The organism is Bacillus sp. 3a, from assembly GCF_017161885.1.
GTDB classification, from domain to species: Bacteria; Bacillota; Bacilli; order Bacillales; family Bacillaceae; genus Bacillus; species Bacillus safensis.
The window spans coordinates 1,411,810-1,426,952 of record NZ_CP067376.1 but is presented as its reverse complement, the minus strand read 5'-3'; the positions used below and the strand labels follow the sequence as shown (position 1 = coordinate 1,426,952).

8 protein-coding genes, 21 tRNA genes, 3 rRNA genes and 1 riboswitch are annotated in these 15,143 nt (G+C 45.4%); of the genes, 7 read left to right on the top strand and 25 right to left on the bottom strand.

Annotation, left to right across the window (positions count from 1 at the left end; translation table 11 throughout):
* The first annotated feature begins 276 nt into the window (after positions 1-276).
* From JJ692_RS07155 to JJ692_RS07145, 3 genes are all read left to right on the top strand, one after another.
* The gene (locus JJ692_RS07155; RefSeq protein WP_073207138.1) at positions 277-1,215 is read left to right on the top strand and encodes a 1,4-dihydroxy-2-naphthoate polyprenyltransferase; all 939 of its coding nucleotides are present in this window, start codon (positions 277-279) and stop codon (positions 1,213-1,215) included.
* 118 nt (positions 1,216-1,333) lie between these two features.
* Positions 1,334-2,068 carry a TraR/DksA C4-type zinc finger protein gene (locus JJ692_RS07150; protein ID WP_056766975.1) on the top strand — a complete coding sequence of 245 codons (735 nt, stop codon included), beginning with the start codon at positions 1,334-1,336 and terminating at the stop codon, positions 2,066-2,068.
* Positions 2,069-2,154: 86 nt separating this feature from the next.
* The gene (locus JJ692_RS07145) at positions 2,155-2,631 is read left to right on the top strand and encodes a TspO/MBR family protein (RefSeq protein WP_024424942.1); all 477 of its coding nucleotides are present in this window, start codon (positions 2,155-2,157) and stop codon (positions 2,629-2,631) included.
* 77 nt (positions 2,632-2,708) lie between these two features.
* Here the strand turns inward: JJ692_RS07145 and JJ692_RS07140 are convergent.
* From JJ692_RS07140 to JJ692_RS07025, 24 genes are all read right to left on the bottom strand, one after another.
* A tRNA-Glu gene (locus tag JJ692_RS07140) sits at positions 2,709-2,780 on the bottom strand.
* Positions 2,781-2,787: 7 nt separating this feature from the next.
* Positions 2,788-2,878 (bottom strand) — tRNA-Ser (locus JJ692_RS07135).
* A 3-nt stretch (positions 2,879-2,881) separates the two neighbouring features.
* Positions 2,882-2,956 (bottom strand) — tRNA-Asn (locus tag JJ692_RS07130).
* 6 nt (positions 2,957-2,962) lie between these two features.
* A tRNA-Ile gene (locus tag JJ692_RS07125) sits at positions 2,963-3,039 on the bottom strand.
* 17 nt (positions 3,040-3,056) lie between these two features.
* Positions 3,057-3,130: transfer RNA gene (locus JJ692_RS07120), tRNA-Gly, on the bottom strand.
* Between the two features lie 11 nt (positions 3,131-3,141).
* A tRNA-His gene (locus JJ692_RS07115) sits at positions 3,142-3,217 on the bottom strand.
* 25 nt (positions 3,218-3,242) lie between these two features.
* Positions 3,243-3,315: transfer RNA gene (locus JJ692_RS07110), tRNA-Phe, on the bottom strand.
* Between the two features lie 18 nt (positions 3,316-3,333).
* Positions 3,334-3,410 (bottom strand) — tRNA-Asp (locus JJ692_RS07105).
* Between the two features lie 4 nt (positions 3,411-3,414).
* Positions 3,415-3,491: transfer RNA gene (locus tag JJ692_RS07100), tRNA-Met, on the bottom strand.
* 22 nt (positions 3,492-3,513) lie between these two features.
* Positions 3,514-3,606 (bottom strand) — tRNA-Ser (locus tag JJ692_RS07095).
* A gap of 7 nt (positions 3,607-3,613) precedes the next feature.
* Positions 3,614-3,690, bottom strand: a tRNA-Ile gene (locus JJ692_RS07090).
* 4 nt (positions 3,691-3,694) lie between these two features.
* A tRNA-Met gene (locus JJ692_RS07085) sits at positions 3,695-3,768 on the bottom strand.
* A 25-nt stretch (positions 3,769-3,793) separates the two neighbouring features.
* Positions 3,794-3,866: transfer RNA gene (locus tag JJ692_RS07080), tRNA-Ala, on the bottom strand.
* An 8-nt stretch (positions 3,867-3,874) separates the two neighbouring features.
* A tRNA-Pro gene (locus JJ692_RS07075) sits at positions 3,875-3,951 on the bottom strand.
* Between the two features lie 7 nt (positions 3,952-3,958).
* A tRNA-Arg gene (locus JJ692_RS07070) sits at positions 3,959-4,035 on the bottom strand.
* Between the two features lie 10 nt (positions 4,036-4,045).
* Positions 4,046-4,131: transfer RNA gene (locus tag JJ692_RS07065), tRNA-Leu, on the bottom strand.
* Between the two features lie 12 nt (positions 4,132-4,143).
* A tRNA-Gly gene (locus JJ692_RS07060) sits at positions 4,144-4,215 on the bottom strand.
* 30 nt (positions 4,216-4,245) lie between these two features.
* A tRNA-Leu gene (locus tag JJ692_RS07055) sits at positions 4,246-4,328 on the bottom strand.
* Between the two features lie 8 nt (positions 4,329-4,336).
* Positions 4,337-4,412, bottom strand: a tRNA-Lys gene (locus JJ692_RS07050).
* 37 nt (positions 4,413-4,449) lie between these two features.
* A tRNA-Thr gene (locus tag JJ692_RS07045) sits at positions 4,450-4,525 on the bottom strand.
* Between the two features lie 33 nt (positions 4,526-4,558).
* Positions 4,559-4,634 (bottom strand) — tRNA-Val (locus tag JJ692_RS07040).
* Between the two features lie 519 nt (positions 4,635-5,153).
* Positions 5,154-5,269 (bottom strand): 5S ribosomal RNA (gene rrf / locus JJ692_RS07035).
* 61 nt (positions 5,270-5,330) lie between these two features.
* Positions 5,331-8,261, bottom strand: a 23S ribosomal RNA gene (locus tag JJ692_RS07030).
* 182 nt (positions 8,262-8,443) lie between these two features.
* Positions 8,444-9,992, bottom strand: a 16S ribosomal RNA gene (locus JJ692_RS07025).
* The 16S, 23S and 5S rRNA genes sit together here, the layout of an rRNA operon.
* A gap of 435 nt (positions 9,993-10,427) precedes the next feature.
* Positions 10,428-10,529: riboswitch (TPP riboswitch) on the top strand.
* A 98-nt stretch (positions 10,530-10,627) separates the two neighbouring features.
* On the opposite strand from JJ692_RS07025, the gene thiT reads away from it, so the two are divergent.
* The gene (thiT, locus tag JJ692_RS07020) at positions 10,628-11,203 is read left to right on the top strand and encodes an energy-coupled thiamine transporter ThiT (RefSeq protein ID WP_056765981.1); all 576 of its coding nucleotides are present in this window, start codon (positions 10,628-10,630) and stop codon (positions 11,201-11,203) included.
* Positions 11,204-11,443: 240 nt separating this feature from the next.
* Here thiT and JJ692_RS07015 read toward each other — a convergent pair whose 3' ends face one another.
* Entirely contained in the window at positions 11,444-11,998 is a 555-nt protein-coding gene (locus JJ692_RS07015) for a GNAT family N-acetyltransferase (protein WP_073207141.1), read from the bottom strand.
* Between the two features lie 171 nt (positions 11,999-12,169).
* On the opposite strand from JJ692_RS07015, the gene JJ692_RS07010 reads away from it, so the two are divergent.
* The 3 genes from JJ692_RS07010 to ftsW are packed head-to-tail and all read left to right on the top strand — an operon-like array spanning position 12,170 to position 15,116.
* Positions 12,170-12,808 (top strand): helix-turn-helix domain-containing protein, encoded by a 639-nt coding sequence (locus JJ692_RS07010; RefSeq protein WP_024423231.1) that lies wholly within the window; start codon positions 12,170-12,172, stop codon positions 12,806-12,808.
* Between the two features lie 14 nt (positions 12,809-12,822).
* Positions 12,823-13,977: a rod shape-determining protein RodA gene (gene rodA / locus JJ692_RS07005; RefSeq protein ID WP_024423232.1), complete on the top strand. Its 1,155-nt coding sequence runs from the start codon at positions 12,823-12,825 to the stop codon at positions 13,975-13,977.
* A gap of 5 nt (positions 13,978-13,982) precedes the next feature.
* The gene (ftsW, locus tag JJ692_RS07000; RefSeq protein WP_081372127.1) at positions 13,983-15,116 is read left to right on the top strand and encodes a putative lipid II flippase FtsW; all 1,134 of its coding nucleotides are present in this window, start codon (positions 13,983-13,985) and stop codon (positions 15,114-15,116) included.
* Positions 15,117-15,143: the final 27 nt, after the last annotated feature.

Genomic DNA, 15,143 nt, shown 5'->3' with positions numbered 1-15,143 from the left:
CCTTAACAGATGAACTTAGTAAAGAAAACAGCTTTTAAAACCTCGAATCCTTATTATATCACGCTTTCAAGATTTTTTCGCTCCTGCTTATTGAAACGAGAGCATCAAAGGTAAAATGGCAGGTCCTGTTCTAAAATCAAGCTTTCCTTCGATATGGCAACGATTAGCAAACATCTTTTTCCCGATTCATCGCATCAATATATTGACACCTTTTTGAACTTTGCTAAACTGGAATTTGGACGTGTACGTATTTTTTTATTTAAAGGAGTATATTTTATGCAGCATCAATCGATATCAGATCAACTTTCACCAATAAAGCCTGATAAAAACTGGCGAATTTGGTGGAATTTACTACGACCGCATACACTAACAGCGGCATTTATTCCCGTTACTTTAGGAACTGTTTTAGCACTTCCAAGTGGTCAAATACATGTTGGGCTATTTTTAGCCATGCTGTTTGCATCTATGTTTATCCAAATCGCAACAAACATGTTTAATGAGTACTTTGATTATGTTCGCGGGCTTGACAACGAGAAATCTGTCGGCATCGGCGGAGCCATTGTAAGAAACGGTGTGAAGCCAAAGACAGTCCTCAGCCTCGCTTATGCACTATTTGCGCTTTCTTTATTACTTGGGGTATATATTTGCATGATGTCTAGCTGGTGGATTGCACTAATAGGACTTATTTGTATGGCAGCAGGCTATTTCTATACTGGCGGTCCTGTACCAATTGCATATACACCGTTTGGAGAACTTGTTTCAGGTGCTTTTATGGGATTAGGAATCATCCTGATTAGTTTCTATATCCAAACAGGCACACTGACGTCTAAAGCGGTTCTCATCTCACTACCAATTTCTATTTTAGTTGGTGCTATCTTACTATCGAACAATATCCGTGATTTAGACGGGGATAAGGAAAATGGACGAAGAACACTTGCCATTCTTGCTGGACGCAGAGCTGCAGTGAACATTTTACTTTCCATGTTTTTGGTATCATATGTACTCATTTTTGTTTATATCTTCACAGATATCGTCGGTCTTTGGAGTCTTCTTGTTTTACTGAGTGTGCCAAAAGCCTATACAGCCATTAAAGAGTTTAAACAAAAAGAAAAGCCGATTGAATTAATGAATGCCATGAAATCTACAGCTCAAACCAATACATTTTTTGGTTTTCTGCTGACGATCGCTTTGATCTTACAATACTATATCGCGTAACAAAGAACGCCTGCAGCCGCAGGCGTTTTTTTAATAAGGAATTGCTTCAAATTGGAACTAGTCTTACATACAAAATTGCTCATACTAACAATATGTTTGATATGAAAGGATGATCGCTTTGTTGTCTAAAGACGTATTACATCATTTGAAGCAGCGCCTTCTTGATGAAAAGAAAGAACTTGAAGCCAAAAGCCATGACGATGAACAGAAAGTATCCTTTCCTTACGATTCGATCGGTGAATTGTCTGCCTATGATAACCACCCGGGTGATCAAGGGACAGAGCTGTTCGAGCGGGGGAAAGATATTGCTTTAAACAGCTTGGAACATGAACATATGTTAGACATCAATGAAGCACTCCAAGCCATTGCAGACGGCTCTTATGGTCTGTGCAAGGTCTGTAAAGCCCCTATTCCAAAGGAACGCTTAGAAGCCTTGCCTACTGCCGTCACATGCACAGAGCATTCAAAAGAACAGACCGTTTCACAAAACCGTCCGATTGAAGAGGATTTATTAAGTCCGCCCGCGGGACAATTTGAAAATGAAGAAAGTGCTGCATACGATGGAGAGGATGCCTACCAAGACGTAGAACGCTACGGAAACTCTGAGACCCCATCTGATATGGAATTCCCTCCTCTAACATACGATGATGTATATACACAATCAGAAGATGAAGATTATGTGGAGGACTACGAAGGATTCGCAGCTGCTGATATTGAAGGAAAAGCAAGCAAGGTGTATCCGAACAAAGCACACGAGGCCTATGAAGAAGCACTAGACGAAGAAGGTGTCATGACGGTATTTGGTGACTTGAAACCGTACGAGGAAGAACCTTATACAGAAGAAAATCATTAGTCCCCTCATATTGGGGGCTTTATGTTTATATCATGTAATTATTGGGAAATCATTTTAAGAGTGAATTTGATTGGAGGAGATTCTTGATGGCTAGAAAAAGTATCATTTGGGCGATTGTTGTCTTCTTTATTACATACGCACTATTCTCTATTGCCGGATTCTTGTTCCCCATCGACAGAGAATGGTATGACGCATTGAATAAACCAGAATGGACGCCTGGTGGCGGTGTGATTGGTGCTGTGTGGGCTGTCTTATTTGCACTCATCTCATTGTCCGCAGCGATCATTTATGGAAAATATGGATTCCAAAAAATCACTTTACCATTTTGGATTCTTTTCCTTTTAAATTATGTTTTCAATCAAGCCTTTAGCTTTTTTCAATTTACACAAAAGGATTTGTTTGTAGCTACAATCGACTGCCTTCTCGTCGCACTGACAGCACTTGCACTTGTCATCGTCTCACGTAAACTAAGCAAAGTCGTTCCAATTTTACTGATTCCTTATGTCTTATGGGGCTTCTTTGCCACATACTTGTCTTATACGATCTATTCCATGAATATGTAAAAAAAAGACCGCCATGATGCGGTCTTTCGTTTTGGAGAAAATAAAAAAGAGATCTTTGACAAGATCTCTTTTAAAAATGACCCGTACGGGATTCGAACCCGTGTTACCGCCGTGAAAGGGCGGTGTCTTAACCGCTTGACCAACGGGCCAGATCAATGGCGGAGAAGGAGGGATTTGAACCCTCGCGCCGCTTACGCGACCTACACCCTTAGCAGGGGCGCCTCTTCAGCCACTTGAGTACTTCTCCATTTGGCTCCGCAGGTAGGATTCGAACCTACGACCGATCGGTTAACAGCCGATAGCTCTACCACTGAGCTACTGCGGAAGATCATGGTGGGCCTGAGTGGACTCGAACCACCGACCTCACGCTTATCAGGCGTGCGCTCTAACCAGCTGAGCTACAGGCCCATGAACAGATATACAAATGGAGCGGGTGATGGGAATCGAACCCACGACATCAGCTTGGAAGGCTGAGGTTTTACCACTAAACTACACCCGCAAAAATATGTATGGGGCGATTGATGGGAATCGAACCCACGAGTGCCAGAGCCACAATCTGGTGCGTTAACCACTTCGCCACAACCGCCATACTATGAATATTTTTATAAAAGTGGCTCGGGACGGAATCGAACCGCCGACACACGGATTTTCAGTCCGTTGCTCTACCAACTGAGCTACCGAGCCAAGTATTCTTTTGAAAAATGGCGGTCCGGACGGGACTCGAACCCGCGACCTCCTGCGTGACAGGCAGGCATTCTAACCAACTGAACTACCGGACCATTTTGGTTGCGGGGGCAGGATTTGAACCTGCGACCTTCGGGTTATGAGCCCGACGAGCTACCGAACTGCTCCACCCCGCGATGATATGGGTTTTAAAAAATATGGCGGAGGAAGAGGGATTCGAACCCCCGCGGGCTTTGACACCCCTGTCGGTTTTCAAGACCGATCCCTTCAGCCGGACTTGGGTATTCCTCCGTATAGATGGTGGACCTTGTAGGACTCGAACCTACGACCGGACGGTTATGAGCCGTCTGCTCTAACCAACTGAGCTAAAGGTCCTTTATAGCGGCGGAGGGGATCGAACCCCCGACCTCACGGGTATGAACCGTACGCTCTAGCCAGCTGAGCTACACCGCCATGATCAAAATAATCTTTTAAAAAGTGGAGCCTAGCGGGATCGAACCGCTGACCTCCTGCGTGCAAGGCAGGCGCTCTCCCAGCTGAGCTAAGGCCCCATAAAAGATGGTCGGGAAGACAGGATTCGAACCTGCGACCCCTTGGTCCCAAACCAAGTGCTCTACCAAGCTGAGCTACTTCCCGATCTTAATGGCGCGCCCGAGAGGAGTCGAACCCCTAACCTTTTGATCCGTAGTCAAACGCTCTATCCAATTGAGCTACGGGCGCTTATTTATAATGCCGAGGGCCGGACTTGAACCGGCACGGTAGTCACCTACCGCAGGATTTTAAGTCCTGTGTGTCTGCCAATTCCACCACCCCGGCGTGGATGGTATAAGCGGAAGACGGGATTCGAACCCGCGACCCCCACCTTGGCAAGGTGGTGTTCTACCACTGAACTACTTCCGCATTACAGGATTTCTTTATTTTATTTGGCAATGCGGGTGAAGGGACTTGAACCCCCACGTCATAAAGACACTAGATCCTAAGTCTAGCGCGTCTGCCAATTCCGCCACACCCGCATGAAACATGGTGAGCCATGAAGGACTCGAACCTTCGACCCTCTGATTAAAAGTCAGATGCTCTACCAACTGAGCTAATGGCTCGCTTTAAAAGCGACTTGTCTATCTTACCATATGAAAGTGGTGCCGGCAAGAGGACTTGAACCCCCAACCTACTGATTACAAGTCAGTTGCTCTACCAGTTGAGCTACACCGGCTTTATCTATCCTAACATTATGTAAGAATAAATATGGTGGAGGATGACGGGCTCGAACCGCCGACCCTCTGCTTGTAAGGCAGATGCTCTCCCAGCTGAGCTAATCCTCCACTATGTAGGAATCTCTCGATCCGACAAAGATTATTATATACAGGTTTTAATCATTTGTAAAGGCTATATTAAAAAAATTTTATTTCAATTTTCATTGCGTATTTCTTTTAACAAATGATCGTCATTTCACCTATTCAAACAGCTGCTGTTCCACGTTCAGCAGCTGAACTTCTCTCTTCTATATTCTCTTTTAAAACGTTCGATTCCTTCAGAAATATTAGCAGTCCCTCATTTTTATACTTTAATGATATATGTAATCTCTTTAGCCGTAAGCATTTATAAAAATCATATAGGCTTACACATCTTTAATTTCCCTATATAAGCTGATACTCTATCTCTCTATTGTTTTTTATAGATATGTTTTATGCGATAGGCTCATTTTCTCTTTATATCCAAGTATTTTACACGCTGCTTGTGGACATAAAATGAAGCCACGATCTTTTATCAAACAAGTGAATGTATGTACCCTCAACTTGCACAAAAAAGACCAGTTCCGACTGGAACTGATCCTTATAGAAGCTTGGCGGCGTCCTACTCTCACAGGGGGAAACCCCCAACTACCATCGGCGCTGAAGAGCTTAACTTCCGTGTTCGGTATGGGAACGGGTGTGACCTCTTCGCTATCGCCACCAAACCTGATGGAGAGAATGTTCTCTCAAAACTAGATAACAATGTTCATGCTTCACAATAGAATATAGGTTAAGTCCTCGATCTATTAGTATCTGTCAGCTCCACGTGTCACCACGCTTCCACCTCAGACCTATCAACCTGATCATCTTTCAGGGATCTTACTTCCTTGCGGAATGGGAAATCTCATCTTGAGGGGGGCTTCATGCTTAGATGCTTTCAGCACTTATCCCGTCCGCACATAGCTACCCAGCGATGCCCTTGGCAGAACAACTGGTACACCAGCGGTGCGTCCATCCCGGTCCTCTCGTACTAAGGACAGCTCCTCTCAAATTTCCTGCGCCCGCGACGGATAGGGACCGAACTGTCTCACGACGTTCTGAACCCAGCTCGCGTACCGCTTTAATGGGCGAACAGCCCAACCCTTGGGACCGACTACAGCCCCAGGATGCGATGAGCCGACATCGAGGTGCCAAACCTCCCCGTCGATGTGGACTCTTGGGGGAGATAAGCCTGTTATCCCCGGGGTAGCTTTTATCCGTTGAGCGATGGCCCTTCCATGCGGAACCACCGGATCACTAAGCCCGACTTTCGTCCCTGCTCGACTTGTAGGTCTCGCAGTCAAGCTCCCTTGTGCCTTTACACTCTGCGAATGATTTCCAACCATTCTGAGGGAACCTTTGGGCGCCTCCGTTACATTTTAGGAGGCGACCGCCCCAGTCAAACTGCCCACCTGACACTGTCTCCCTGCCCGATAAGGGCAGCGGGTTAGAAGGTCAATACAGCCAGGGTAGTATCCCACCGATGCCTCCACCGAAGCTAGCGCTCCGGTTTCCAAGGCTCCTACCTATCCTGTACAAGCTGTACCAACATTCAATATCAGGCTGCAGTAAAGCTCCACGGGGTCTTTCCGTCCTGTCGCGGGTAACCTGCATCTTCACAGGTACTATAATTTCACCGAGTCTCTCGTTGAGACAGTGCCCAGATCGTTGCGCCTTTCGTGCGGGTCGGAACTTACCCGACAAGGAATTTCGCTACCTTAGGACCGTTATAGTTACGGCCGCCGTTTACTGGGGCTTCAATTCGCACCTTCGCTTACGCTAAGCGCTCCTCTTAACCTTCCAGCACCGGGCAGGCGTCAGCCCCTATACTTCGCCTTACGGCTTCGCAGAGACCTGTGTTTTTGCTAAACAGTCGCCTGGGCCTATTCACTGCGGCTTCTCGGGGCTTTAACACCCTAAGAAGCACCCCTTCTCCCGAAGTTACGGGGTCATTTTGCCGAGTTCCTTAACGAGAGTTCTCTCGATCACCTTAGGATTCTCTCCTCGCCTACCTGTGTCGGTTTGCGGTACGGGCACCTCTCACCTCGCTAGAGGCTTTTCTTGGCAGTGTGGAATCAGGAACTTCGCTACTAAATTTCGCTCGCCATCACAGCTCAGCCTTTACGGGAAACGGATTTGCCTATTTCCCAGCCTAACTGCTTGGACGCGGATATCCAATACCGCGCTTACCCTATCCTCCTGCGTCCCCCCATTGCTCAAATGGTGAGGAGGTGGTACAGGAATATCAACCTGTTGTCCATCGCCTACGCCTTTCGGCCTCGGCTTAGGTCCCGACTAACCCTGAGCGGACGAGCCTTCCTCAGGAAACCTTAGGCATTCGGTGGACGGGATTCTCACCCGTCTTTCGCTACTCATACCGGCATTCTCACTTCTAAGCGCTCCACCAGTCCTTCCGGTCTGGCTTCACAGCCCTTAGAACGCTCTCCTACCACTGTTCGTAAGAACAGTCCGCAGCTTCGGTGATACGTTTAGCCCCGGTACATTTTCGGCGCAGAGTCACTCGACCAGTGAGCTATTACGCACTCTTTAAATGGTGGCTGCTTCTAAGCCAACATCCTGGTTGTCTAAGCAACTCCACATCCTTTTCCACTTAACGTATACTTTGGGACCTTAGCTGGCGGTCTGGGCTGTTTCCCTTTCGACTACGGATCTTATCACTCGCAGTCTGACTCCCAAGGATAAGTCATCGGCATTCGGAGTTTGACTGAATTCGGTAACCCGGTAGGGGCCCCTAGTCCAATCAGTGCTCTACCTCCGAGACTCTTACCTTGAGGCTAGCCCTAAAGCTATTTCGGAGAGAACCAGCTATCTCCAGGTTCGATTGGCATTTCACCCCTACCCACACCTCATCCCCGCACTTTTCAACGTGCGTGGGTTCGGGCCTCCATTCAGTGTTACCTGAACTTCACCCTGGACATGGGTAGATCACCTGGTTTCGGGTCTACGACCACGTACTCATGCGCCCTATTCAGACTCGCTTTCGCTGCGGCTCCGCATCTTCTGCTTAACCTTGCACGGGATCGTAACTCGCCGGTTCATTCTACAAAAGGCACGCCATCACCCGTTAACGGGCTCTGACTACTTGTAGGCACACGGTTTCAGGATCTATTTCACTCCCCTTCCGGGGTGCTTTTCACCTTTCCCTCACGGTACTGGTTCACTATCGGTCACTAGGGAGTATTTAGCCTTGGGAGATGGTCCTCCCGGATTCCGACGGAATTTCACGTGTTCCGCCGTACTCAGGATCCACTCTGGAGAGAACAACATTTCAGTTACAGGGCTGTTACCTTCTTTGGCGGGCCTTTCCAGACCTCTTCGCTTATATCATTCCTTTGTAACTCCGTATAGAGTGTCCTACAACCCCAAGAGGCAAGCCTCTTGGTTTGGGCTGTTCCCGTTTCGCTCGCCGCTACTCAGGGAATCGCATTTGCTTTCTCTTCCTCCGGGTACTTAGATGTTTCAGTTCCCCGGGTATGCCTTCTCATACTCTATGTATTCAAGTATGGATACTACTCCATTACGAGCAGTGGGTTTCCCCATTCGGAAATCTCCGGATCAAAGCTTGCTTACAGCTCCCCGAAGCATATCGGTGTTCGTCCCGTCCTTCATCGGCTCCTAGTGCCAAGGCATCCACCGTGCGCCCTTTCTAACTTAACCATTTCTTACTTTAGAAAGAATCACTATGTGTGATGAACTTTGCATTGCATTCAATGTGAATGTATTACTTATTGTTATCTAGTTTTCAAAGAACAATCCTGTCTCGCTAGAGACATGTTTTGAAGGAATGATCCTTCAAAACTAAACAAGACGAAAACGCACGCTGCTCCATATATCCTTAGAAAGGAGGTGATCCAGCCGCACCTTCCGATACGGCTACCTTGTTACGACTTCACCCCAATCATCTGCCCCACCTTCGGCGGCTGGCTCCATAAAGGTTACCTCACCGACTTCGGGTGTTGCAAACTCTCGTGGTGTGACGGGCGGTGTGTACAAGGCCCGGGAACGTATTCACCGCGGCATGCTGATCCGCGATTACTAGCGATTCCAGCTTCACGCAGTCGAGTTGCAGACTGCGATCCGAACTGAGAACAGATTTATGGGATTGGCTAAACCTTGCGGTCTTGCAGCCCTTTGTTCTGTCCATTGTAGCACGTGTGTAGCCCAGGTCATAAGGGGCATGATGATTTGACGTCATCCCCACCTTCCTCCGGTTTGTCACCGGCAGTCACCTTAGAGTGCCCAACTGAATGCTGGCAACTAAGATCAAGGGTTGCGCTCGTTGCGGGACTTAACCCAACATCTCACGACACGAGCTGACGACAACCATGCACCACCTGTCACTCTGTCCCCGAAGGGAAAGCCCTATCTCTAGGGTTGTCAGAGGATGTCAAGACCTGGTAAGGTTCTTCGCGTTGCTTCGAATTAAACCACATGCTCCACCGCTTGTGCGGGCCCCCGTCAATTCCTTTGAGTTTCAGTCTTGCGACCGTACTCCCCAGGCGGAGTGCTTAATGCGTTAGCTGCAGCACTAAGGGGCGGAAACCCCCTAACACTTAGCACTCATCGTTTACGGCGTGGACTACCAGGGTATCTAATCCTGTTCGCTCCCCACGCTTTCGCTCCTCAGCGTCAGTTACAGACCAGAGAGTCGCCTTCGCCACTGGTGTTCCTCCACATCTCTACGCATTTCACCGCTACACGTGGAATTCCACTCTCCTCTTCTGCACTCAAGTTTCCCAGTTTCCAATGACCCTCCCCGGTTGAGCCGGGGGCTTTCACATCAGACTTAAGAAACCGCCTGCGAGCCCTTTACGCCCAATAATTCCGGACAACGCTTGCCACCTACGTATTACCGCGGCTGCTGGCACGTAGTTAGCCGTGGCTTTCTGGTTAGGTACCGTCAAGGTGCGAGCAGTTACTCTCGCACTTGTTCTTCCCTAACAACAGAGCTTTACGATCCGAAAACCTTCATCACTCACGCGGCGTTGCTCCGTCAGACTTTCGTCCATTGCGGAAGATTCCCTACTGCTGCCTCCCGTAGGAGTCTGGGCCGTGTCTCAGTCCCAGTGTGGCCGATCACCCTCTCAGGTCGGCTACGCATCGTCGCCTTGGTGAGCCATTACCCCACCAACTAGCTAATGCGCCGCGGGTCCATCTGTAAGTGACAGCCGAAACCGTCTTTCATCCTTGAACCATGCGGTTCAAGGAACTATCCGGTATTAGCTCCGGTTTCCCGGAGTTATCCCAGTCTTACAGGCAGGTTACCCACGTGTTACTCACCCGTCCGCCGCTAACATCCGGGAGCAAGCTCCCTTCTGTCCGCTCGACTTGCATGTATTAGGCACGCCGCCAGCGTTCGTCCTGAGCCAGGATCAAACTCTCCGAGGTATGCAGGATGCATATCACACATGCGTTGCTACACGATGTAGCGAACTTAGCATGTGATCACTTCCTGCCTCGCCAGTTTGACTGACTACCTATGAAGTATCATAGGATTTTTTTATAAAAACTCGAATTAACAGGTACGTTTTGTCTTGTTTAGTTTTCAAAGATCATCTTCGTCGTCTCTCAGAGGCGACTTTATTAATATAACATTCTATCAAGATAAAGTCAACAACTTTTTTCTTAATGTTATTTATCAACCGCGCTGTTTCAGCGGCGAATACAAATATAACACCTTTTGAAAGAAGAAACAAGTATTTTTTCTAAATAATTTATTTTTCCTTATCTCTTCCTATATATTGATACAAATGCTACTTATCTCGGGAATTATCTATTGTTGATCCTGCGGGTCTTTAGTATATTTATAATAGATTGAAACTAAATAACCGCAGGGGGAGCTTTGTGCTGAGAGTGAACATTCGTTGTTCTGACCCTTTGAACCTGTCAGTTAATACTGAAGTAGGAATGTGGAATCACTTGAATACATACGGTGTATTCAAATCGATATGTTTTTCTATGAATAACATACTCATCCTTACACGGTCTCTCCTTGCTCAATTCATGAAAAAGGAGATTTTTTTATGCAGCAATCAAATCAATTGGTCCGACTGATGGAAATCGCAATTATGACTTCACTTGCACTTGTATTAGATTACTTATCAGGTCTCTTTTTAAGAATGCCTAATGGCGGTTCTCTTGCGCTGATTATGATTCCCGTCATTCTCATGTCTATTAGATGGGGAATATCTACCGGATTTATCATCGGTGTGTTAATCGCAGGTCTTCAGCTGATGAATAGCCCGATCATCGCTACACCTGTTCAAGGATTCCTCGATTACTTCGTTGCATCTGTTGTCATTTCTTTAAGCGGCCTGTTTTCTGGACTGATCAAAAAAGCCATTCAGGATCAAAAGCGAAAACAGCAATTCTTCTATATTACCCTAGCTGTTTTTATTGCTAGTTTCTTCAGGCTGCTGACGTTCTTTATTTCTGGCGTCGTTTTCTTTTCTCAATATGCACCGAAAGGAACACCAGGATGGGTCTACTCTTTAATTTATAACAGCACATATATGGTTCCTTCATTTATTATTTGCAGTATCGTTCTTTGCATACTCATCCCAAGTGCATCTCGTTTGGTTTTTCCTCATCAAAAATAACCGGCTGATTTCAGCTGGTTATTTTTTTATGCATAATTTGCTGCTCCATGGAATCTATTAATAATAGAAGATTTCATGCTGGAGGTACGACAATGAGCCCTTACTCCATTATGCTGTGCTGTTATATTCTCAGTCTTGCTTATTTTTTGGCAGGCTTCTATGAAGCTTTAAAAATAGCAGGCGTGAAAGGAAAAGTAGAAGCTTCACCGTTTATTTCTTACATGTTGCTTGCTGTGCTCTTCACTTTTTTCTCTCATTATTACTGGAAGCTGACGATTTAATTCGCTGTACATGGTTATTCAATATAGACAGCTCCCATCCATACCCTATTTCATTATGGTTCTCGCCAGCCAGCTCGAACTGGCTGGTAACGACAAAACTAGGTTGAAGTTTTTGATAAAATTGTTTTGCCGAATTTTGTTCAAACACCCATAGCAGCATATTCTGATAACCTTTTTCTATTAAATATTCCACTCCTTTTGCTATTAGAGCAATACCCGCACCTGATTTCTGTTTCTGTTGTAATAAATAGATGGCATATAGCTCTCCATCATATGTAGAATAACGTTCGTCACGTTGTTTTCCGAAAGAAGCAAAACCAAATACGCCTTCCGCATCTTCTGCGACAAACGTCCCTTCAAGTGACCTTCTTCTCCAGCTCTCTTTCCGATCTTCAATGTTTAATCCATCTAAATACTCCTGCGAAATAATCCCCTGATAAGTCGTCTGCCAGCTTTTCACATGAATCTCAGCGATTTTTGGAATATCTTGATGTACCGCGTGTCTCACCTTCATCCGCGCCACTCCTACTCACTGTTTTTATCCTATTTATATTATGATAAATTCTTATTTTTTAAAATTCAATCAATAAAGGATATCCGTTGACATTTTGTCAACACACCTTTATATTGGGTACGACTTCTTCTATAGAAGAGTTGATACATAATGAAAAGGATGGCGTAGAAAATGGATATTAAGACAACAGAGCTTGGGCAAATTTTAAAGGAAAAATTGCAGCAACGCTCTTTATCTTTAAGAGAGCTCAGCACATACACAGGAATCGATAAAGCGACACTGTCCAGAATCATGAATGGAAAAAGAAAACCCACTTTGAATCATCTGCAGCGGCTTTCAGAATCTCTGAACATATCATTAGATCAACTATTGACTGCTTCAGGGTATCCAATTAAAAACGAAAAGGCGCACGGTGATACGTTCATTCAAGCGGTAGAAGAGATTGAAAAAACCCTAAAAGATCAAGAGATCTACGACGGTACGTTTAGTCAGACCAAATTGGAACAAAAGTTAAACGAATACGAAGTCTACAGCCAAACAGCTGAAGGAAAAGAAACGATTACGGCAAAGTTTGAAAAAAAGATGAAGACGCTAAGCGGCGTCGGGCCATTTCTTGAGCAGTTGAAAAACATGTACAGTTTATTCATCAATGGACGAGGAACTCCTCGAGAATTGATGCTGATGGGAGGCGCACTCCTTTATTTCATTATGCCTGTTGATTTAATACCAGATTATATTTTTCCGATCGGCTATATTGATGACGCTGCCGCGGTGCAAGTCATATTAAACCAACTGACAAATAGGGCATAGCAGGAAAAGAATCCATGAAAAAACAGTACAGCATTGACTTCGCACTTTTACTCACTGTTATTTGTTTATTTGTCATCAGCCTACTAGCTGTTTATAGCGGATCGGGACAGTATGAAACGCAAGATATGCTTTATTTCGTCAAAAGGCAAATTTTCTGGTATATCGTCGGTTTCGGTCTCATGGCAGCAGTTGCCTACTTTGATTATGAGCTGCTTGAGCGTTTATCTTTTCGGTTATTTGCAGGTGGTATTTTTCTCATTATTCTTGTGCATTTTTTCGGAACGAGTCAAAATGGTTCCCAAAGGTGGATCAGCTTCGGTTCAATCAAAATTCAGCCATCAGAGTTCATGAAAATTTTTGTGATCCTGCTGCTTGCGGCTGTCTTGAACCAATACAAGCATCAGCGATTTTCTTTTCAAGAAAGCATCATTCCTACAACTAAAGTCATTTGCTGGACTATCGTCCCTTTTTTCCTCATCTTAATTCAGCCTGATTTAGGAACAGCGCTCGTGATCTTATCCATTGCCTTTACACTGATGCTTGTATCAGGGATTTCGAGCAAGATGACGGCTGCATTAATGGCTGCTTTTCTTGCACTTCTTGCCTTTTTGATCTATCTGCACAATCATCATTTTGAGCATTTTACGAAAATCATTAAGCCTCATCAGCTTGATCGCATTTATGGGTGGCTCTCTCCTGATGAATTTGATTCAACATACGGGTATCAGCTGAAACAATCGATACTCGGCATTGGATCAGGTCAATTATCAGGGAGCGGTTTTACAAAGGGGCAACAAGTACAAGGTGGCAATATCCCTGAAGCCCATACGGATTTTATATTTGCCGTCATTGGTGAGGAGTTTGGTTTTATTGGCGCCTCTCTTTTGATGTGTCTGTACTTAATGATGATTTACCGAATCATTCACGTGGCTATGCACGCTAATACACTCTATGGATTATACATATGTGCAGGTGTCGTTGGGCTGATCATGTTTCAAGTTTTCCAAAACGTAGGGATGACAATCGGTTTAATGCCTGTGACGGGACTTGCACTTCCTTTTATCAGCTATGGAGGCAGTGCGCTATTGACCAACATGATCGCCATTGGTCTCGTGTTTAGTGTCAATCTTAGATCATCATCCTATATGTTTGGTCGCAATTGGGGTTGAAGATGATGACATTCCTTTTATCCCATCTCAAAAGAATCGACCGCATTCTTGTTGGTACGATTGTGTTTCTCTGCTTATTTGGTTTACTGATGGTCTACAGTGCAAGTTATCCTTTAGGAGAAGTGAAGTATGAACAGGGCAGCTATTTCTTTATCAAACAATGGCAATGGCTCGTGATGGGGGGATTCTTTTTCTTCATTGCCGCTCTTCTCCCTTATCAGATTTATCGCAAATGGATAAAGTGGCTTGTCTTACTGTCATTGCTATGTCTCATCCTTGTCCTGCTTCCTGGAATTGGTGTTGTCAAAAATAATTCACAGCGGTGGATTCATCTAGGTTCTCTCATGCTCCAGCCTTCAGAAGCTGTGAAACTAGTGATGGTGATCTATTTTGCCTATGTGTATGCGAAAAAACAAGCGTACATTACATCTTTTAAAAAAGGTGTAATGCCCCCACTCATTCTTTTAGGGATTGCTTTTTTATTGATCTTAAAGCAGCCGGATTTAGGCACAGCTGTGTCTATTTTATTAAGCTGCGGCATTATTTTATTATGCGCTGGACTGAAAACGCGCCATCTTATTTTGCTGGGATGGACTGCCGCAGCGGGAATCACTTTTTTTGCTGTGACAGCTCCTTACCGTTTAAAACGGCTGACTTCTTTTCGTAATCCTTTTCAGTATGAAAATGGGGATGGATATCAGCTGATTCATTCGTATTTCGCGATGAATTCAGGCGGGCTGACGGGAAATGGCTTAGGCGGAAGCATTCAAAAACTGGGCTTTCTTCCTGAAGCCCATACGGATTTTATCATGGCCATCATCAGTGAAGAACTGGGAATCATGGGAATTTTGCTTGTGATTGGTGCATATCTTCTCATCATGTATCGAGCCATGCGAATTGTGCAAGCTTTACACGACCCATTTGGAAAACTGTTAACGATCGGGCTCACGTTTCAAATCATGCTCCAAGCAGCATTTAATCTAGGAGCTGTCTTCGGGCTTCTCCCCATTACAGGCATACCTCTTCCCTTTATTAGCTACGGCGGATCTTCATTGGTGTTCATGATGATATCAGCAGGCATTCTTGTGAATCTTTCTTCATCTATCAAAAGACACCGGCATGTGCCCCAAATAAAATAGACACCTTCTATCAGAAGGTGTCTTTTG

Coding starts and splice junctions, on each gene's coding strand:
- JJ692_RS07155 (WP_073207138.1), top strand. CDS start 277: ATGCAGCATCAATCGATATCAGATCAACTTTCACCAATAAAGCCTGAT.
- JJ692_RS07145 (WP_024424942.1), top strand. CDS start 2,155: ATGGCTAGAAAAAGTATCATTTGGGCGATTGTTGTCTTCTTTATTACA.
- thiT (WP_056765981.1), top strand. CDS start 10,628: ATGCAGCAATCAAATCAATTGGTCCGACTGATGGAAATCGCAATTATG.
- JJ692_RS07015 (WP_073207141.1), bottom strand. CDS start 11,998: ATGAAGGTGAGACACGCGGTACATCAAGATATTCCAAAAATCGCTGAG.
- JJ692_RS07010 (WP_024423231.1), top strand. CDS start 12,170: ATGGATATTAAGACAACAGAGCTTGGGCAAATTTTAAAGGAAAAATTG.
- rodA (WP_024423232.1), top strand. CDS start 12,823: ATGAAAAAACAGTACAGCATTGACTTCGCACTTTTACTCACTGTTATT.
- ftsW (WP_081372127.1), top strand. CDS start 13,983: ATGACATTCCTTTTATCCCATCTCAAAAGAATCGACCGCATTCTTGTT.